We start from the raw sequence: 17,583 nt of genomic DNA, 5'->3' as shown, positions 1-17,583 counted from the left end.
CCGGGCGGCGCGCGCGGCGCCATCCGGTGGCCGCATTGCGGGCGGCGCGGGGCGTCGCGTACAATGGCGGCCAGCGGAGATGGCATGCCTCCCTGCGGTCGTATTCGGCGCGTTGCGCACGGTGCGGCCCTCAACCGCCGGTTAGCCCGGCTGATGATGCCTGCGTGTTCCTGGGTCGTCAGGAGGTCGCAGGCCGTCCACGCGGTATTCTGCCGCCCAGGTTTTGATGTTCCGTCGAATCTGGAAATCATGTTTTTCACGACTTCTGCCGATCTTCTCGCGACCGTGCGCTATGTGTGCCGCTGGCTCGCGCTCTCGGCCCTGCTTGGCACGCTGGCCGGCACGGCTTCCGCCTTGTTCCTGATCGCGCTCGACTGGGCGACCGGCACGCGCGTCGCGCATCCATGGCTGCTGTGGGGGCTGCCGGCCGCCGGTTTCGCGACCGGCTGGATCTACCATCGCTTCGGTCAGTCCGTCGCGCGCGGCAACAACCTGCTGATCGACGAGATCCACGACCCGAAGGCGCTGGTGCCGAAGCGGATGGCGCCGCTCGTGCTCGTCGCGACCGTCGTCACGCACCTGTTCGGCGGCTCGGCCGGGCGCGAGGGCACGGCCGTGCAGATGGGCGGCGCGCTCGCCGATCGCGTCACGCACGTGTTCCGTCTCGATCGGGAGCATCGCCGCGTGCTGCTGATGGGCGGCATCGCGGCCGGTTTCGCATCGGTGTTCGGCACGCCGCTCGCGGGCGCCGTGTTCGGGCTCGAAGTGCTCGCGATCGGGCGCGTGCGGTACGACGCGCTGCTGACCTGCGTTGCGTCGGCGATCGTCGCGGACGTCGTCTGCCGCGCGTGGGGCGTACATCACACGGCCTATGCGATTCCGTTCGTGCCGGCCGTGTCGGCGACGGGGCTGGCCGTGACGGTCGTGGCGGGCATCGCGTTCGGCGTGGTCGGGCGGCTGTTTGCGTTCGCGACGCATGCGCTGACCGCGTGGTTCAGGCGCGTCGTCCGCTATGCGCCGCTGCAGCCGGTGCTTGGCGGCCTGCTGGTCGCCGCGGCCGCCACCGCGCTGAACGTGCCGCAGTATCTCGGCCTCGGCATCCCGACGATCGAGGCCGCCTTCCACGGCCCGCTGCCGCTCTACGATTTCGCGGGCAAGTTCGCGTTCACCGTCGTCACCCTTGCGTCGGGGTTCAAGGGCGGCGAAGTGACGCCGCTGTTCTACATCGGCGCGACGCTCGGCAACGCGCTCGGACAGGTGCTGGCGCTGCCGGTACCCGTGCTCGCGGGGCTCGGCTTCGTCGCGGTGTTCGCCGGCGCGGCCAATACGCCGATCGCGTCGACGATCATGGCGATCGAACTGTTCGGCGCAGATATCGGCGTGTATGCGATCGTTGCGTGTGTCGTTGCGTATCTGTTCTCGGGGCACGCGGGGATCTATCGCGCGCAGCGGGTGGCGGTGGGGAAGGGTACGCGGGTGGAAGCCGAGTGAGGTGGGCGCGGGAGAGCGCATGACCACTGCTCATCCCCGTCGACCGTTCCCCGATGCCGTTTGCTGAATACCGAAAACCTATCAGGAGCCACTCAATGACGCTGGAAGACTTTCTGATCGAAGCGCGGCGCCTCGCCAGGCCATCCCATCAATACCGCTTCGCGGAAGACGGTGAGCCCGTCACCGGCTACTGGCATGGTGTCGAAGCGGGTGCGTTGTGCCTTTCCGTCGAGCGCGACGGCACGTGGCTGAACGTGTATCTCGACGAGGACGGGAGATCGGGCCGCGTGGAAACCACCGCGCAACCCGTCCGTTCCGAACGCCCGCTGTGCCGATCCGAAGCAACATCGCTCCCGCCGATCGAAGCCGTGTTCCGCTTCGGCTCCGCTGCGATCGGCACCTATCTCGACGCGCATGGCTGGCAACGCGACTGGGGATTCAACAGCAACTTCAAGGGCATCGCGGCGCACGACTACGAGGATGAGTGGATGGCGCAATGCCCGCTCTACACGGGCGGCGTGGTGGCCGTCGCGGGCGGATGGAACATGCCCTGGCCCGACGACGACGCGCCGATCGACCTCGATCTTGTGCTCTGGACGTTCGAGGAATCGGAGCCGTGGGTCGAGGTGTTTTCCGACGGCAGCCGGTACTCGGTGATCCAGCGGATCACCTAGGGCCTGTTCACGCGAATAACAGGCCCTGCGCGCCGACACCCGTTACTGCTTCGGCAGCCGCGCGACATGCCGCGCCAGCAGTTCCTCGATATCGATGCCTTTTTCCGCCAGCAATGCGGTGACGACGCCGTTGAGCTCACCGAGCGTTTCCTTGACCGCTTCCCGGATCGTGTCGACGACCACCTGCGTGCTGCGCTCGATCTCGATGTTGACCGTGTCGTTGACGCCCTTTGCATCGAAGGTCGTCGCGCGGCGCGTTTCGGGAATCAGCCAGACATCGAACCAGCCTTCGTCGCGGTTGACGTCGGACACCGTCAGGCTGCAGCCGTTGATCGCGATATAACCCTTCGCGAACACATACCGCTTGAACGCCTCCGGCACGCTGATGCGCACCATCCGGTTGTGTTCGGACATCGCGATGTGCCGGATGGTCCCGGTGAAGTCGACATGGCCGGACAGCGGATGCCCGCCGATCTCCGCGCCGTCCTTCGCGGCCCGCTCCACGTTGATGTGCGCGCCCGTCGTGAGGTCGGCCAGCGTGGTGATCCGCAGGCTCGGCAGCATCACGTCGAAGTCGATCAGCTCCGGCGAATGGATGGTCGTCACCGTCAGGCAGACGCCGTCGACCGACACGCTGGCGCCGATCTCGATGTCGTCGGTAAAGCGCTCCGGGAATTCGATGCTGAAGGTTCTCAGTTCCCCGTGATCGGCGATGGTCTTGATGGTGGCAACGCCCTGGACAATTCCTGTAAACATGGTCGATCCCTAGTCGCAAATTTCCTGGTCGACATGATAAGTGATCCTGGACGCGGCGGCCTTGCGGCGCGTGGCGTCGGGGTGTCCGGCCAGCGTCGCGGGCGAAAAAAGGCCGTGCACCTGGCACGGCCTCGATCCGGATCCGTTTGTCGACGTGCGCCGGCGGCGATGACCGCACCGCCGGCGCGTGTCGCGACACGCTTGCATCAAACCTCGGCCGGCTCGCCCAGCGGCCCGGCATCGTCGTCCGCCGTGCGTCGCGGCGAATCGGCGAGCCCCTTCGCAAGCTCCAGCGCCTGCCGCTCGAATAGCCGGCGATAGATGCCGCCGTCGATCCGGATCAGCGCGTCGTGGCTGCCTTCCTCGATCACCTTGCCGCGATCGAGCACCAGCAGCCGGTCGAGCGCGCGCACGGTCGACAGCCGGTGCGCGACCACGAGCGTCGTGCGGCCGACCATCAGCCGCTCCATCGCCTGCTGGATCAGCAGCTCGCTTTCGCTGTCGAGGCTCGACGTGGCTTCGTCGAGGATCAGGATCGGCGCATCGGCGAGGAACGCGCGCGCGATCGCGACCCGCTGGCGTTCGCCGCCCGACAGCTTGATCCCGCGCTCGCCGACGAGCGTGTCATAGCCGTCCGGCAGCGTGGCGATGAAGTCGTGCGCGCTGGCGAGCCGCGCGGCGCGTTCGATGTCGGCCCGGCTCGCGTCGGGGCGCGCATAGGCGATGTTCTCCGCGAGCGTGCGGTGGAACAGCACGGGCTCCTGCTGGACGATCGCGATCTGGCTGCGCAGCGAATCCTGCCGCACCTGCGCGATGTCCTGGCCGTCGATCGTGATGCGGCCGCCCGACACGTCGTACAGGCGCTGGATCAGCTTGATGAACGACGTCTTGCCCGACCCCGAGTGGCCGACGAGGCCCACACGCTCGCCCGGCGCGATCCGCATCGAGAAATCGTTGTACAGCGGCACCGGATGGTTGTCGTAGCGGAACGTCACGTGCTCGAAGCGGATCTCGCCTTGCCCGATCCGGATCGCCGGCGCGCCGGGACGATCGTCGATGCCGAGCGGCTGGCGTTCGAGCGCGACGAGTTCTTCCATGTCGTTCACCGAGCGTTGCAGGTTGCGGATGTGCATGCCGACGTCGCGCAGGTAGCCCTGCAGCATGAAGAACATCGTCAGCGCGAACGCGATGTCGCCGACGCTCGCCTCGTCGTTCGCCCACAGCCGCAGCGCGACGCCGATCATCGCGGCCTGCATCGCGACGAGCATCGCACCCTGCAACCCGCCGTTGAACGTGCCGCGCACCCACGTGCGGCGCGTGCGTTGCCGCCACTTGCCGATCACGCGCGCGAGCCGCGCTTCCTCGCGCGTTTCCGCGCCGAACGCCTTGACGACCGCATTGCAGCTCACGGCATCGGCGAGCGCGCCGCCCATGCGCGTGTCCCACAGGTTGCCGAGCCGCGCGGCCGGCGCGACGATGCCGAGCGACACCGCCACCGTCACCGTGATGTACAGCAGCGAACCCGCGCCGACGACGAGCCCCATCACGGGCCAGTGCGTACCGAGCAGCACGGTGGCGCCGACGAGCATCGTGACCGACGGCAGCAGCGCGATCAGCACGGTGTCGTTCAGCAGGTCGAGCGCCCAGATCCCGCGCGTGATTCTGCGCACGGTCGAGCCCGCGAAGCTGTTCGCGTGCCAGTCGGTCGAGAAGCGCTGCACGCGATGGAACGACGCGGCCGCGATCTCGCTCATCATCTTCAAGGTGAGCGTGATGATGTTCAGGTAGACGCCTTGCCGCAGCACCGTCGCGCCGAGACCGAGCGCGGCAAGCGTGCCGAAGGCGACGAGGGCCGCATGCCACGCGGCGGCGCGGTCGGTCAGGCCGGTCGACAACGCATCGACGAGGCGACCGGCGAACAGCGGCGTGAGCACGTCGGCAAGCGCGGCGAGCAGCGCAAGGCTCGCGACCGTGGCGGTGCGGGCCGGCTGCTTGCGCCAGTAACGGAAGGTGAAGCCGAAGACGGCCTGAAATGCCTGGCCGCCCAGATGGGAGGTTTTTCTGGTCATTTATCGTTGCCCGGCGCATCGCGCGACGGGACTTTCCGGTTCGGAGAACATCGAAAACGCAACAGCCGGGCCGCGCGAAAATCACGGTCGGAAAACGAAACGGGCTGTCGGGAAACGGCGCGGCTGACGGGTTAGCGGAAAACTCGGGAGCCGGCGCGGACGGCGGACTGGATCAGCTGCGCCGTGGGACCACGTTCGGGAAGGTTGCTGGCATTCGGAACATCTGCACCTCCCCTGAAGTGAACGGTTGAAAGGACGCCGAAAAGACGTGAAAAGATTCTATCAGCAGTGTCGGGCGCGCCGCAACGTCTGATGAATGCGGCGTTGCAGCGTCGATACGGTTAGTATTCGGTCTTTTGGCCCTGCGTTTGCGGGCCTTCCACAGTGCGGCAGCGCAAGGGCCGGCACGCGCATCGATTACACTTCAGCGTCTGCGGCGCACGACGCCGCGGCCCGCGCAGATTCACCACGATACATTCCTGAGGAAACGATGAGCGACGTTCAGCAAGGCATCCTGACCCCGATCGATACGGCGGCCCGATACCTCACTTTCACGATGTCGAATGACGGCAATGTGGCGGCGGCGCTGGCCGCGCTGCGCGAGATCGTCGACGGACGCGACACGGTGGTCGGGTTCGGGCATGCGCTGGCGGCGCACCTCGGGCGCCCGGTGCCGGGCCTGACCGAATTCCCGACGTTCGCGGTGAAGGACCGCACGCTGCCGGCGACGCCGGCCGACGTGTGGATCTGGCTGCGCGGCGACGACCGCGGCGAGATCGTGCTGCGCGCGCGGGCGATCGAACGCGCGCTGGCGCCGGCATTCGAGTTGCAGGACGCAGTCGACGGTTTCCGCTATTCGAACGATCGCGACCTGTCCGGCTACGAGGACGGCACCGAGAATCCGGAAGGCGACGACGCGGTGGCCGCGGCGATCGTGACGGGGCAGGGTGCGGGGCTCGACGGGGCGAGCTTCGTCGCGGTCCAGCAATGGCTGCACGACTTCGACCAGATGGAGCGCATTCCGTCGGGCGACATGGACAACATCATCGGGCGCCGCCGCTCGGACAACGAAGAACTCGACGACGCACCCGAGTTCGCGCACGTGAAGCGCACCGCGCAGGAAAGCTTCGAGCCCGAGGCGTTCATGCTGCGTCGTTCGTCGCCGTGGTCGGACGCGCGTCGCGCGGGCCTCTACTTCGTCGCGTTCGGCTGCTCGTTCCGCGCGTTCGACGTGCAGATGCGCCGGATGAGCGGCGCGGATGACGGGATTGTCGACGGCCTGTTCCGCTTTACGCGGCCGCTGACGGGCGCGTATTTCTGGTGCCCGCCGCTGAAGGACGGCAAGCTCGACCTGTCCGCGCTCGGACTGTAAGCGCCTGACGGGTTCGACGAAAAGGGGGGGCCGCGCATCGTGCGCGGCCCCCCTTTTCTTTTTGCGCGGCGATCGTGTGCCGCGTGCTTTCGTGCGTTGCGTGTCAGTTCAAGGTCGTGTCGATCCGCGTGCCGCGCTTGATGAATTGCGTGACCGGCGTCTTCTCGCAGATTTCGGCGAGGCGCTGGCGTTGCGCTTCATCGAGCGGGCCGTCGAGCGTCACGACGCGGCGCACGTACTGCGTGCCGTCGCGATCGGCATGCAGCTCGGTGCGCACGTCGATGCGCGTGGCCGGCCACGTCTTGCGCTGCATGTACATGCGCAGCGTCGCGGCCGTGCATTGCGCGAGGCCGGCCAGCACGAACTCGTACGGCGCCGGCCCGCGATCCTGGCCGCCTTCGCGTGGCGCTTCGTCGCCGGTCAGCGCATGCGTGCCGGCCTGCAGCTGGACGACGTAGTCGGGCGCATCGGCGTCGAGGATGGCGGTGGCATGGATGAGCGACATGGCAAGTCTCCGGTCAGCGGGAAGCGGGAAAGGGGAAGCGGGCGCCGCGGGGCGGCGCGCAGCCGTCAGCATACCGTCCCGATCGTGACGGCGTACGCCGCGCGGCTATGCGTCGGTGACGCTCGCGCTGCTGCGCACGAGCGCGGCGATGCGTTCGCGCACCCACTGGTGCGCGCGATCGGCATCGCGCGATTCGTGCCAGTACGCGAGGAGCGGAAACGGCTTGAGCCGCAACGGCAGCGGTCGCACGACGATCGGCAGCAGCGCGGCCATCCGCAACGCATAGGTGTGCGGCAGCGTGACCAGCAGGTTGCCGGTCGCGGCGATCTGGCATGCGGCGAAATAGTGCTGACAGGTGAGCCGGATATCGCGGAAGCGGCCGTCGTTGCCGAGCAGCACGTCGAGCGATTGCGGCTCGCCGAGCGACGACACCGCGACATGCTGCGCCGCGAAATAGTCGCCGCGCCGCAGCGGGTCGCGCGCAAGCGGATGATCGGCGCGCAGCGCGACGACGAGCGAATCGTCGAGCAGATGTTCGGTGGCGATGCGCGGGCCGGTCGGCACGCGGCGATCGACGGCGAGATCGAGATTGCCCGATGCGAGTTCGCGCTCGATGTCGGCCACCGCGATGCGGCGGCTCACGAGCCGCAGGCCCGGTGCTTCGTCGGCGAACGCGGCGACGATCCGCGGCAGCGCGATCGACTCGAGCACGTCGCGAATGCCGACCGCGATGCTCAGGTCGAGCGTCGCGGGATCGAATGCCGACGGTGCGCGCGCGGTGCCTTGCAGGCCCTTCAGGTGCAACTGTACGTCCGCGATGATCGAACGCGTGCGCTCGGTTGCGACGACGCGGTTGCCCTGCCGCACGAACAGCGGATCGTCGAAATGCGCGCGCAGCCGGTTGAGCGCATGCGTGACGGCCGGCTGCGTGAGGTGCAGCGCGCGGGCGGCCGCGCCGATGCCGCCGTGTACATAGACGGCGTCAAGCACGCGAAACAGGTTCAGGTCGAGACGGTGATCGGCGGGCACGGGGCGCGGGCGGCGTGGTGAAGGGTGGACCGATTCTAAAGGATGCGCAGGCAACGGATACGCCGGCTTTCCTGCATGGCGATCGATGGCATTGGATAAGCGTCGATATCGTTTGCGCCGATATTCAACTGTGCATTTATCCGGATACCCGACGCAATTAGTCGCAATGAAATGCGCGGATTGCACCGCACACAATCGCAATAATTGGCGATATCGGCCCGCGTAATTCCATGCAGGCCCGTCAGTCACCCCTGACAGCCTGTAGTAATCCGCCATCATGCTGTCCACGTCGGCCATTTCGCGCCAAAGGCGCGACCCGTTCGGCTAAGATGCCGTCGCTTCATATTTCGGGATAGCCGTCCTGTCGCACGCATTCAAACCAAATATAAGCCTGACAGTTCGACGGTATTAGAAGAAGTCGAACAAGTCGGGGGCTTGGCCAGTGAATGCAGCAGATCAGAGATGGGTCGTTATCTATTTGAGTACGGGATTTTCGTTGGCCCAGGCCGCGCGTATTGGCGAGGCTTTCAACCTGGCGAATCGCCTGCACGCATACAGTGCTGACTACCAGCTGAAGTACGTGTCCGAAAGCGGGGGGCTGTTGCAGTCATCCTCCGGCGTGAGCATCGCGGCCGATCCGCTTGGCGACGAGCACGGCCGCCGCGCGCTCGCGTTCTTTCATCTTCATGGCGACCGCGCGGCCATCAACTGGGACGACGCATTGCAGCGTCGCCTCACCGACATTCGCCGCCATGCGCGCTGGATCGTCGACGGGATGGATTTGCCCACGCTGGCGGCCATGCAGCGTCCGTCGGCGGCGATCGACGAGCGGCCCGGCCGGGGCGGGCGACGGGTCGCCACGACGGTCGAGTTGCAGGCCGGCGAAACCGACGTGTTCGCCGCCGTGCTCGACATGTTCCGCGTCGACCTCGGCGACGGCGCCGCGCAGGAGATCGCCAGCAACATGCTGCGGCCGGTCGAGCAACGCTATACGCAGTCGATGTGGGCCTTTCGCGAACTGAGCGCGAGCCCGTCGATCCGGATGTCGGCGCAGCGGCTGCGCGCGCAGAGCGTGAACCGCATCTCGATCGCGAACGCCGCCCAGGCTGCCGCGATGAGCGAGCGTAATTTCCTGCGGCGCTTCAAGAAGGAAATCGGTGTGACGCCGACCGAGTTCGTCCAGCACGTGCGGCTCGAGCGCGCCTGCCACATGCTCGTCCACACGACGCTGCCGGCCGACAAGGTCGCGCGCCGCACCGGGTTCGGCAGCGGCGAGCGGCTCGCGAAGCTGTTTCGCCAGCGCATGCAGATGTCGCCGACCGAATTCCGCGTCACCGAGCGCGAAAGGATCCTCACCCGTGGCATGAGGCCGACCGATGCGGGCGAGGGGGCCTGCGATGGCGCCGGGGAGCATTGCGCCGCGTGAGAGGCCGCGCGGGAGAAAACCGGCCGGATACCCGTAGAATCGTCCTGTCGCGATCTCGATCCCCGGTTTCCATGCCCTTCCTCCCCACTACCGCCACCGCCCCTTTCTGCCCGTCGGAAGTAAAGGGCAGCATCACGATCGATGCCGGTGCGCCGCGCTGGCTGAAGCTCAAGCGCTTCTTCGGCCCCGGCCTGCTGGTCGCGATCGGCTACATGGATCCCGGCAACTGGGCGACCGACATCCAGGCCGGCTCGCAGTTCGGCTATTCGCTGCTGTGGGTCGTCGCGTTCTCGAGCCTCGCCGCGATCTTCCTGCAGATGCTCGCGGCGCGGCTCGGCCTCGTTGCCGGCCGCGATCTCGCGCAGGCCAGCTACGACCGCTACGGCCGGTTCGGCCGCATCGTTCAGTGGGTGACGGCCGAAGTGTCGATCATCGCGTGCGACATCGCGGAAGTCCTCGGTTGCGCGCTCGCGTTCAAGCTGCTGCTCGGCGTGCCGCTCGCGTGGGGGATCGTGCTGACCGCGCTCGACACGGTGATCGTGCTCGGCCTGCAGGGCAAGGGGTTCCGGCAGATCGAGGCGATCGTGCTCGCGTTGATCGCGACGATGGCGTTCTGCTTCGTCGCGCAGGTCGCGATCACGCCGCCCGACTGGCACGCGGTGGTCGGCGGGCTGGTGCCGGGCGATCCGGGCCACGACCGCAAGGACGCGATCGTGCTCGCGCTCGGCATCGTCGGCGCGACGATCATGCCGCACAACCTGTACCTGCATTCGTCGGTCGTGCAGACGCGGCGCGTGGTCGGCGGCGCGCGCGGGATGATCCGCGACACGCTGGCGCTGGTGCGCATCGATACCTTCGTGTCGCTGTTCGTCGCGATGCTCGTCAACGCGGCGATCCTGGTCGTCGCGGGCGCGGCGTTCCACGCGACGGGCCAGCACAACGTGACCGACATCGAGCAGGCCTACAAACTGATTACGCCGATCGCGGGCGGCGCGGCCGCGCTGCTGTTCGGCATCGCGCTGCTCGCGTCGGGGCAGAGCTCGACGCTGACCGGCACGATCGCCGGCCAGGTGATCATGGACGGCTTCCTGCACACGAAGATCCCGTGCTACCAGCGCCGGCTGATCACGCGCGGGCTCGCGCTCGTGCCGGCGCTGATCGGCGTGCTGTGGCTCGGCGACGGCTCGGTCGGGCAGCTGCTGGTGTGGAGCCAGGTGCTGCTGAGCCTGCAGCTGCCGTTCGCGATGTGGCCGCTGATCCGCTCGGTCAGCGATCGCAACACGATGGGCGAGCACACGATCGGGCGCGGGATGCAGATTGCCGCGTGGGCGCTGTTCGTCGTCATCACCGGCACGAACCTGCTGCTGATTACCGGTGTCGCGGGCTGATACAGCCTGTCACAGGCTGACACAGTCGCGCGGCGCGCATGCGGTAAACTGCGGCCTTTCGATCGTCGTCCGAAGTCCGTTATGTGGAGTGAAATCAGCAACATCGGCGATGCCGCGCTGACCTTGCCGATCGCGCTGACGTGCGCGGCGTGGTTCGCGCTGACCGACTGGCGCCTCGCCGTCCGCTGGGGCGTGCTGCTCGCCGCCGGCATGGGCCTCGTCGGCGCCACCAAGATCCTCTATGCCGGGTGCGGCATCGAGCTGCCGCAATTCGATTTCCGCGTGATCAGCGGCCATACGATGCTGTCGACGTCCGTGTGGACCGTCGCGCTGTCGATGCTGTGGCAGGCGTTCCGGCCGGGCAAGGCGCCCGGCATCGCGGCCGGGCTGGCCGTCGGCGCGGTCACGGCCGTCGCGCGCGTGTTCGATCATTCGCATACCGTTCCGGAAGTGATCGTCGGCTGGATGCTCGGTGCGCTGGTCGCGCTGCTGTTCCTGCGTGGCTACGACGGCGCGCGGCAGCGTGCGTTCTCGCCGCGCGTCGCGGCCGCCTGCCTGCTGCTCGTGTCGGGCATCGCGTACGGGCATCGTGCGCCGTTCCAGCAGATGATCGACACCCACTCGCCGCAACTCTGCGCGTTCGTGCGCGCGCCGTCGGGCGACGGGTTCTGACCGTAGCCGGTCGCGGCGCCCCGGCGCCGCTTGCTTGCCGCCGGCATTCGCCCGGCGGTTGCACGATTCCACATCATTCACCTTCCCGATTGCTTTCGCGTTTGCGCGGAACGCAGCGCTCCGTCATTCCCTGAATCGACGAACCGGCCGGTCTGCGCGACTCGCGGGTACCGCTGGCCCGTGCCGCGTAGTGGCACATGAAGGTCATGAACCATGCCTATGACCGGGCATAACGATTATTCATTTCATCGATTGGCGGCATTCGCGTACGCTGGCTGTCGTTCAACCGGGGCAGGCTGCCCGGCGCGTCCGGCACGCGTCAGGTTCATCTCGATATACTCGCGGAAACCGTGCAGCGCCTCGTGATGTCGGGGCACGGTCAACCGGCCCGTGGCGGCCGGAACAGGCACGGCCAACCCGTCGCGGCAGCGTTCTGCGACGACGATTCACGATAGGAGCAGGTCACATGACAGTCGTTTCTTCGCGCCTTGCCGGCAAGTGCGCATACATCACGGGCGCCGCGGGCGGCCTCGGCCGCGCGATCGCGCGCCGGATGGTCGAGCAGGGCGCACGCGTGTTCGTGACCGACATCGCCGACGCGGCGGTGCTCGATGCGTTCGCGCAGGAACTCAACGCGGGCCACGCGACGCCGGTCGCGTTCGCCGCGACGCAGGACGTGCGCGACGAAGCGCGCTGGCAGGCGCTGCTCGCGCAGGCGGTCGATGCGATGGGCGGGCTGTCGGTGCTCGTCAACAACGCGGGCGTCGGCTCGATCGGCTCGCCCGCGCAGATCGAGCTGGACGAATGGCGGCGCGTGATGGCGATCAACGTCGAGAGCATCGTGCTCGGCTGCAAGCATGCGCTGTCGTATCTGGCCGAAAGCCATCCCGCATCGATCATCAACATCTCGTCGGTGGCCGCGTTCAAGGTCGAGCCGGATTTCACCGCGTACAACGCGTCGAAGGCGGCGGTTGCGTCGCTGACGAAGTCGGTCGCGATCGACTGCGCACGCCGCGAGATCGACGTGCGCTGCAACTCGATTCACCCGGCGTTCATCCGCACGGGGATCGTCGAGCCGCTGTTCCAGTCGCTCGGCGAACGCGACGCGACGCGCAAGCTCGCGCGCGGCATTCCGCTGCGCCGGCTCGGCGAGCCGGACGACGTCGCGCACGCGGCCGTGTATCTCGCGTCCGACGAGAGCCGCTTCGTGACGGCCGCCGAACTCGTGATCGACGGCGGCATGTGCGCGGTCTGACGCGCATCCCGAACCACAACGACTGGAGGAGAACATCGTGTCCACACCCGTGAACCGCCAACTGCTGCTGAAGACGCGCCCGGAAGGGCGGGTCGGGCGCGAACACTTTTCGCTCGTCGAGACGCCGGTGCCGGCGCTCGCGGACGGCGAGGTGCTCGTGCGCGTGCTGTACCTGTCGATGGACCCGACCAACCGCGTGTGGATGAGCGACGTGCCGCAGTACCTGCCGCCCGTCGCGATCGGCGAAGTGATGCGCGCGCTCGGCATCGGGCGCGTGGTCGCATCGCGCCATGCAGGGTTCGCGGAAGGCGATCTCGTGCAGGGGCTCGTCGGCTGGCAGGACTACGCGGTCGTGCCGGCCGACCAGGCCGCGCAGCTCGTGAAGCTGCCCGCGGCGTCGGGCCTGCCGCTGCCGACGCTGCTCGGCGCATGCGGGATGAGCGGGCTGACCGCGTACTACGGGCTGACGGACATCGCGCCGGTGCAGCCGGGCGAGACGCTCGTGGTATCGGCGGCGGCCGGCTCGGTCGGCTCGATCGCCGGGCAGATCGGCAAGATCCACGGTGCGCGCGTGGTCGGCATTGCGGGCGGCGCGGACAAGTGCCGCTACCTGACCGAGACGCTCGGCTTCGATGCGGCCGTCGACTACAAGGCCGACGATTTCCGTCAGCGGCTGAAGGCGGCGACGCCGGACGGCGTGCACGTGAACTTCGAAAATGTCGGTGGCGAAGTGATGCGCGCGGTGCTGTCGCGAATGGTGATCGGCGGGCGCGTCGCGCTGTGCGGCGTGATCTCGAACTACAACAGCGGGCGCGCGGCGGACGACGTCGGCGTGCTGATCTCGAAGCGGCTGACGATGCGCGGCTTCCTGATCCTCGACTATCGCAAGAGCCGCGAGGCCGTACAGACGCTCGCGGGCTGGCTGCGCGACGGCCGCCTCAAGGCCGAGGAGACTGTTGCGGACGGCCTCGAGAATGCGCCCGACGTGCTGAATCGCCTGTTCGACGGCGACCATCGCGGCAAGCTCGTGCTGCGCGTCGATCCCGACGCGTGACCAGCCCGCGGCACGGCGTGCGATACCGTTCGTACGCTGCCGCGAGCGGGTGTCGAACGCGGTGCGTTCGATCAATCGTGTCTTAGTTTCGGACTAGTCCCATATATTCTCCGGACGTCTCTCCCTAAAGTGATGGCCAGCAGACAGGCGGCGTGACCGACGCGTCACGCCGCCTTTTTTTCTGGTCACGCGGCAGAGGAGCGGGAGCATGCGAAACGACGCGAAGCGGGCGACATCGGTGGCGAGGCGCAATCGAACGGTGCGGTGTGCCGATGCCGTGTGGAGGATCGCCATCGGGCTTGGCGTGGCGTTCGCGATGTCGAATGCGGTGGCGGCCGGGCACGCCGCGTCAGGCGGTGTCGTGCGGTTCGCGGGTGCGCTCGTCGATCTCTACGACGTGTCGCTCGACGCGCGGTCGGGCGTGGTGGTGGAAGGACGAGAGAGGGCGAACGGCGGGGCGGCGGCAACGCTGCGATTCGATGCACATGGCCGGCGTTTGCCGGGCGCCCAGGTGGCGCTGGTCGGGCCCGACGGTGCGCCGTTCGCACCGGATATCGCTTCGCGTGTGCGTGCGACGTGGCGCGATGCGCACGACGATCGAAGCGTGCCGCTGGTATCGGGCCGCACGTATCGCGTGGGTCCGTATGGCGGCGTGATGATGCTGGCGGCGGATGAAGAAACGGGCGCCGTGGCGCCCGTCGTAATTCGCATTCGTCATCCGTGACGGCGCGTGCTGGCAGGTGCGTCGCACGCGGCCGCGCGATGCGTCATTCGCCCTGTTCGGAGCGTGCGTAGATGTCCCAGCTCGCCATGAACAGCGCGGCGACGAGCGGCCCGATCACGAAGCCGGTGATGCCGAACAGCGCCATCCCGCCCAGCGTCGAGATCAGCACGACCCAGTCGGGCATCTTCGTGTCCTTGCCGACGAGGATCGGGCGCAGCAGGTTGTCGACGAGGCCGATCACGCCCACGCAGAACGCAACGAGGATCGCGCATTTCCAGAGCGCGCCGATCATCAGGAAGTAGAGTGCGGCGGGCACCCAGACGAGGCTCGCGCCGATCGCGGGCAGCAGCGACAGGAACGCCATCAGCGCGCCCCACAGCACGACGCCTTCGATCCCGAGGATCCAGAAGATCAGGCCGCCGAGCGCGCCCTGCACGAGCGCGACCGCGATGTTGCCCTTCACCGTCGCGCGCACGACCGTCGTGAATTTCGCCAGCAGCAGGTTCTTGTGCTCGTCGTCGAGCGGCAGCGCGCGACGCACGCGGCGGCCGATCTCGCCGCCGTCGCGCAGCAGGAAGAACACCATGTACAGCATCACGCCGAAGCTCACGACGAACTGGAACGTGTTCTGGCCGATGCTGAGTGCCTGCGTGGCCGCGAGCTGGCTGATCTGCGCGGCGCCGTCGGTCAGTTTCTTCTGGATGCCCGGCAGGTTGCTCAGCCCGTATTTCTGCAGCAGGTGCTGGATCGACGACGGCAGCGCGTGGATGATGTCCTGGAAGTATTGCGAATAGTTCGGCTGCGCGGTCTTGATTTCCTGGTACACGTACGCGATTTCCTGCACGAGCGTCGCGGCGACGAACACGAGCGGCAGGATCACGATCAGGACGATCAGCGACAGCGTCACGAGCGCGGCCAGGTTGCGCCGCTTGCCGAAGCGTGCGGCGAGCCAGCGCTGCACGGGCTGGAACAGGATCGCGAGAATGGTGCCCCAGAACACGGCTCCGGAAAACGGCGCGAGGATCCAGCAGAGTCCGACGGTGACCGCGGCCAGCAGGAAATAAAAGAATTTTTGGTGGTCGTGTCCGCTTTCCATGGATGACATTCGCGCAGATTGATGCGTGGTTTGATTGAATCTCGTTGCCCCGCGCCCGATCGGTTCGCGATCGTCACGGGTTCGCGGCGAAATGCGCTGCGGGGTGGCCCGATGCGGAGTATGCCCGCAAAGGTGCCGCCATCATAGCCGCTGCGGGCGGCACATGCGAAAACGCCGCGGCCGAGGCCGCGGCGCTGCCGGGAAGCAGACGCGGCGCGACGCCGCGTGCCGCATCGTCAGATATTGAGCTTCGTGACCTTGGTGCCGTTCACCGACAGGTCGCCCATCAGGCCCGCGTTGGTCAGGACCAGCACCTCGACCGGGGCGGTGGCCGTGTTGGAGTCGACCGCGCCGTTCGCGCCGACCTTCACGACCGCGACCGATGCGTCGGCGCCCGCGGCCCAGCCTTCGGACTTGCGGAACGAGTCGAGCGAATCCTGCGTCATGAACAGGAACACGATCGCCTTCGACTGCGCGCCGGCCTGCAGGCCGACCGACAGCGACGACGTGTTGTAGTAGCCGACCGTGCTGCCGCCGACGCGCAGTGCGCCGTTGCCGGACTGGCCGCCGACGATGAAGCCGGCCTGCAGCACGTTCGGGAACACGAGCACGCCGCGCGATTTCGCGACGAGTTCACGCGAACCCGGCACCGTCGAATAGAGGCGCGAAAGCGTCGCGTTGACACTGGCGTCGATCGACTGGCGCTTCGACGCGCTGGTCGACGCGTTTTCCGGTTTGTCCGGCGTGGTCGTGCAGCCGGCGAGCGCGAGGCTGCCGAGCAGGACGGCGGCGGCGGCTTTCATGGCAAAGGTCTTCTGCATGGCGTTTCTCCTTCGTTTGTCTGATTGAGGACGGACGGGGCGGGCGCGTGGCGGCCGGCTCCGTTCAACGGCGGGCAAGGAGCAGGCCCGCAACGAACGCGAGGCCGGCGACGACGCCGGCGGTTTGCCACGGGTTGTCCTGTACGACCTGCGACACGCGTTCGGCCGAATCGCGCAGCCGGGCGGCCGCGCTGCCCGACGCATGGTCGAGCGTGCTGCGTGCTTCATCGAGCCTGGATTGCACGCGCTTGCGCAACGCGGCGATATCGCCGTCGCCATCGTTTTTCAGCAGATCTTCCAGTTCGTCGACCAGCCCGCGCAGATCGTCGGTGACGTCGGCATGCAGGTCGCGGGCGGCCGAGCGCGTCGTGCGTCCCACGCGCCGGCCCGTGCGACGAATGTCGGACAGGCCGCGGTCCAGCTTGTGTTCGATCGAGTCGGTGAGCGCCATGGTGTTTATCCTCCTTCGATTCAAGGCAAATTTGAAGATAAGACGAATCCCAGCAACCTGTGTGATTCACTTGGCCCGATTTTGTTTCGAGACGAATTTTCAATTCGTCGGCAAGATTGCCGCGAAGCCCCGCCGTACGGGGCGGCACGGGGATTGAAAAAAATTCGCATTCCGGGCGAAGCGGCGTATCGGGCTGCGGTACGCAGTGAAGGTCCGGTAAATATCGCGTCGCCAGGGGCATCAGGTAAATAGTGCCGTTGCAGGCCTTGTGCTGATGCAAATGCACTAATCGACGCTTGGTCGACGAGCACGGTTCGTGCCCGGGGCCGCGAATGTGCCGCCGTCGCCAAGTGCGACGTCGATCACGACGGGATCGTGATCCGATGACCGGTACGCGTCGGGTGCGTAATAAGTCGCCCGTTGCACGGAGGTTTTGTAATCGGGCACGGGTTGCAGCGCGACCGGTTCGTCGGCGTTGATGTGCCAGACGTGCACGGCCTTCACGCGCGCGGCGAGCGGCAGCGTGGCGAGTGCGTGGTCGAGGCTGCCCGCTTCACCGCGAAATACGTAGCTGTACGCAGCATCGCCGACGAAGCGGGCGACCAGGTTCGCGTAGCCGCGCGATTCGAGCGCGCGCACCGGATCTTCCTTCGCGTAGCTGTTCAGGTCGCCGATCAGCAGGACGCCATCGGCCGCGGTGCCTGTCGGCGACGTGGCGAGCCAGTCGGCGACGCGCGCGGCGGCTCGCGTGCGCGCCGCATTCCAGCAGCCCTGGCCGTTCGACTGGTCGCGATCGGCGA

16 protein-coding genes, 1 pseudogene and 1 riboswitch are annotated in these 17,583 nt (G+C 67.4%); of the genes and pseudogenes, 9 read left to right on the top strand and 8 right to left on the bottom strand.

Features of this window, described 5'->3' with window-relative positions; genetic code table 11:
- Positions 1–66 precede the first annotated feature (66 nt).
- Positions 67–170, top strand: a riboswitch (Fluoride riboswitch).
- 79 nt (positions 171–249) lie between these two features.
- Positions 250–1,491, top strand: coding sequence for a voltage-gated chloride channel family protein (locus tag G3N99_RS17910; protein WP_174982220.1), 1,242 nt, complete (start codon positions 250–252; stop codon positions 1,489–1,491).
- 95 nt (positions 1,492–1,586) lie between these two features.
- Complete coding sequence (locus G3N99_RS17905; protein ID WP_206123067.1) at positions 1,587–2,165, top strand: hypothetical protein; 579 nt, start codon at positions 1,587–1,589, stop codon at positions 2,163–2,165.
- Between the two features lie 42 nt (positions 2,166–2,207).
- Here G3N99_RS17905 and G3N99_RS17900 read toward each other — a convergent pair whose 3' ends face one another.
- Positions 2,208–2,921, bottom strand: coding sequence for a riboflavin synthase subunit alpha (locus tag G3N99_RS17900; protein ID WP_206123066.1), 714 nt, complete (start codon positions 2,919–2,921; stop codon positions 2,208–2,210).
- A 206-nt stretch (positions 2,922–3,127) separates the two neighbouring features.
- A complete protein-coding gene (locus G3N99_RS17895; protein WP_206123065.1) occupies positions 3,128–4,990 on the bottom strand; it encodes an ABC transporter ATP-binding protein in 1,863 nt (620 codons plus the stop codon).
- Between the two features lie 490 nt (positions 4,991–5,480).
- Here G3N99_RS17895 and G3N99_RS17890 point away from each other — a divergent pair, with 490 nt between their 5' ends.
- Positions 5,481–6,362 (top strand): Dyp-type peroxidase, encoded by an 882-nt coding sequence (locus G3N99_RS17890; RefSeq protein ID WP_206123064.1) that lies wholly within the window; start codon positions 5,481–5,483, stop codon positions 6,360–6,362.
- Between the two features lie 103 nt (positions 6,363–6,465).
- Here G3N99_RS17890 and G3N99_RS17885 read toward each other — a convergent pair whose 3' ends face one another.
- Together G3N99_RS17885 and G3N99_RS17880 are read right to left on the bottom strand one after the other, a co-directional pair.
- Complete coding sequence (locus tag G3N99_RS17885) at positions 6,466–6,867, bottom strand: OsmC family protein (protein ID WP_206123063.1); 402 nt, start codon at positions 6,865–6,867, stop codon at positions 6,466–6,468.
- A 105-nt stretch (positions 6,868–6,972) separates the two neighbouring features.
- Positions 6,973–7,896 carry a LysR family transcriptional regulator gene (locus G3N99_RS17880; RefSeq protein ID WP_174938740.1) on the bottom strand — a complete coding sequence of 308 codons (924 nt, stop codon included), beginning with the start codon at positions 7,894–7,896 and terminating at the stop codon, positions 6,973–6,975.
- 496 nt (positions 7,897–8,392) lie between these two features.
- Here G3N99_RS17880 and G3N99_RS17875 point away from each other — a divergent pair.
- The 6 genes and pseudogenes from G3N99_RS17875 to G3N99_RS17850 all read left to right on the top strand — a co-directional run bounded on the left by G3N99_RS17875 (position 8,393) and on the right by G3N99_RS17850 (position 14,415).
- Positions 8,393–9,445 (top strand): annotated as a pseudogene (locus G3N99_RS17875) (helix-turn-helix domain-containing protein).
- The gene (locus G3N99_RS17870) at positions 9,394–10,710 is read left to right on the top strand and encodes an Nramp family divalent metal transporter (protein ID WP_174944621.1); all 1,317 of its coding nucleotides are present in this window, start codon (positions 9,394–9,396) and stop codon (positions 10,708–10,710) included. Before G3N99_RS17875 ends, G3N99_RS17870 begins: the two are co-directional and overlap by 52 nt.
- An 81-nt stretch (positions 10,711–10,791) precedes the next feature.
- On the top strand, positions 10,792–11,382 hold the full coding sequence (locus G3N99_RS17865; RefSeq protein WP_174944618.1) for a phosphatase PAP2 family protein: 591 nt from the start codon (positions 10,792–10,794) through the stop codon (positions 11,380–11,382).
- Positions 11,383–11,848: 466 nt separating this feature from the next.
- On the top strand, positions 11,849–12,637 hold the full coding sequence (locus tag G3N99_RS17860; protein WP_059521513.1) for an SDR family oxidoreductase: 789 nt from the start codon (positions 11,849–11,851) through the stop codon (positions 12,635–12,637).
- Positions 12,638–12,674: 37 nt separating this feature from the next.
- Positions 12,675–13,691: an NADP-dependent oxidoreductase gene (locus G3N99_RS17855; protein WP_206123062.1), complete on the top strand. Its 1,017-nt coding sequence runs from the start codon at positions 12,675–12,677 to the stop codon at positions 13,689–13,691.
- 208 nt (positions 13,692–13,899) lie between these two features.
- Positions 13,900–14,415 carry a thioesterase gene (locus tag G3N99_RS17850; RefSeq protein WP_206123061.1) on the top strand — a complete coding sequence of 172 codons (516 nt, stop codon included), beginning with the start codon at positions 13,900–13,902 and terminating at the stop codon, positions 14,413–14,415.
- Between the two features lie 43 nt (positions 14,416–14,458).
- Here the strand turns inward: G3N99_RS17850 and G3N99_RS17845 are convergent, their stop codons facing one another.
- The 4 genes from G3N99_RS17845 to G3N99_RS17830 form a co-directional block, all read right to left on the bottom strand.
- Positions 14,459–15,511: an AI-2E family transporter gene (locus G3N99_RS17845; RefSeq protein WP_041493358.1), complete on the bottom strand. Its 1,053-nt coding sequence runs from the start codon at positions 15,509–15,511 to the stop codon at positions 14,459–14,461.
- Positions 15,512–15,747: 236 nt separating this feature from the next.
- Positions 15,748–16,332: a YSC84-related protein gene (locus G3N99_RS17840; RefSeq protein WP_174938730.1), complete on the bottom strand. Its 585-nt coding sequence runs from the start codon at positions 16,330–16,332 to the stop codon at positions 15,748–15,750.
- Between the two features lie 64 nt (positions 16,333–16,396).
- Complete coding sequence (locus tag G3N99_RS17835) at positions 16,397–16,783, bottom strand: DUF883 family protein (RefSeq protein ID WP_174938728.1); 387 nt, start codon at positions 16,781–16,783, stop codon at positions 16,397–16,399.
- Between the two features lie 285 nt (positions 16,784–17,068).
- Positions 17,069–17,583 (bottom strand): endonuclease/exonuclease/phosphatase family protein (locus tag G3N99_RS17830; RefSeq protein ID WP_346778489.1); only part of this gene is annotated, 515 nt, incomplete at its 5' end.

This window comes from Burkholderia sp. Ac-20392, assembly GCF_017104585.1.
GTDB classification, from domain to species: Bacteria; Pseudomonadota; Gammaproteobacteria; order Burkholderiales; family Burkholderiaceae; genus Burkholderia; species Burkholderia lata.
This window is presented reverse-complemented; position numbering and strand designations above follow the sequence as displayed.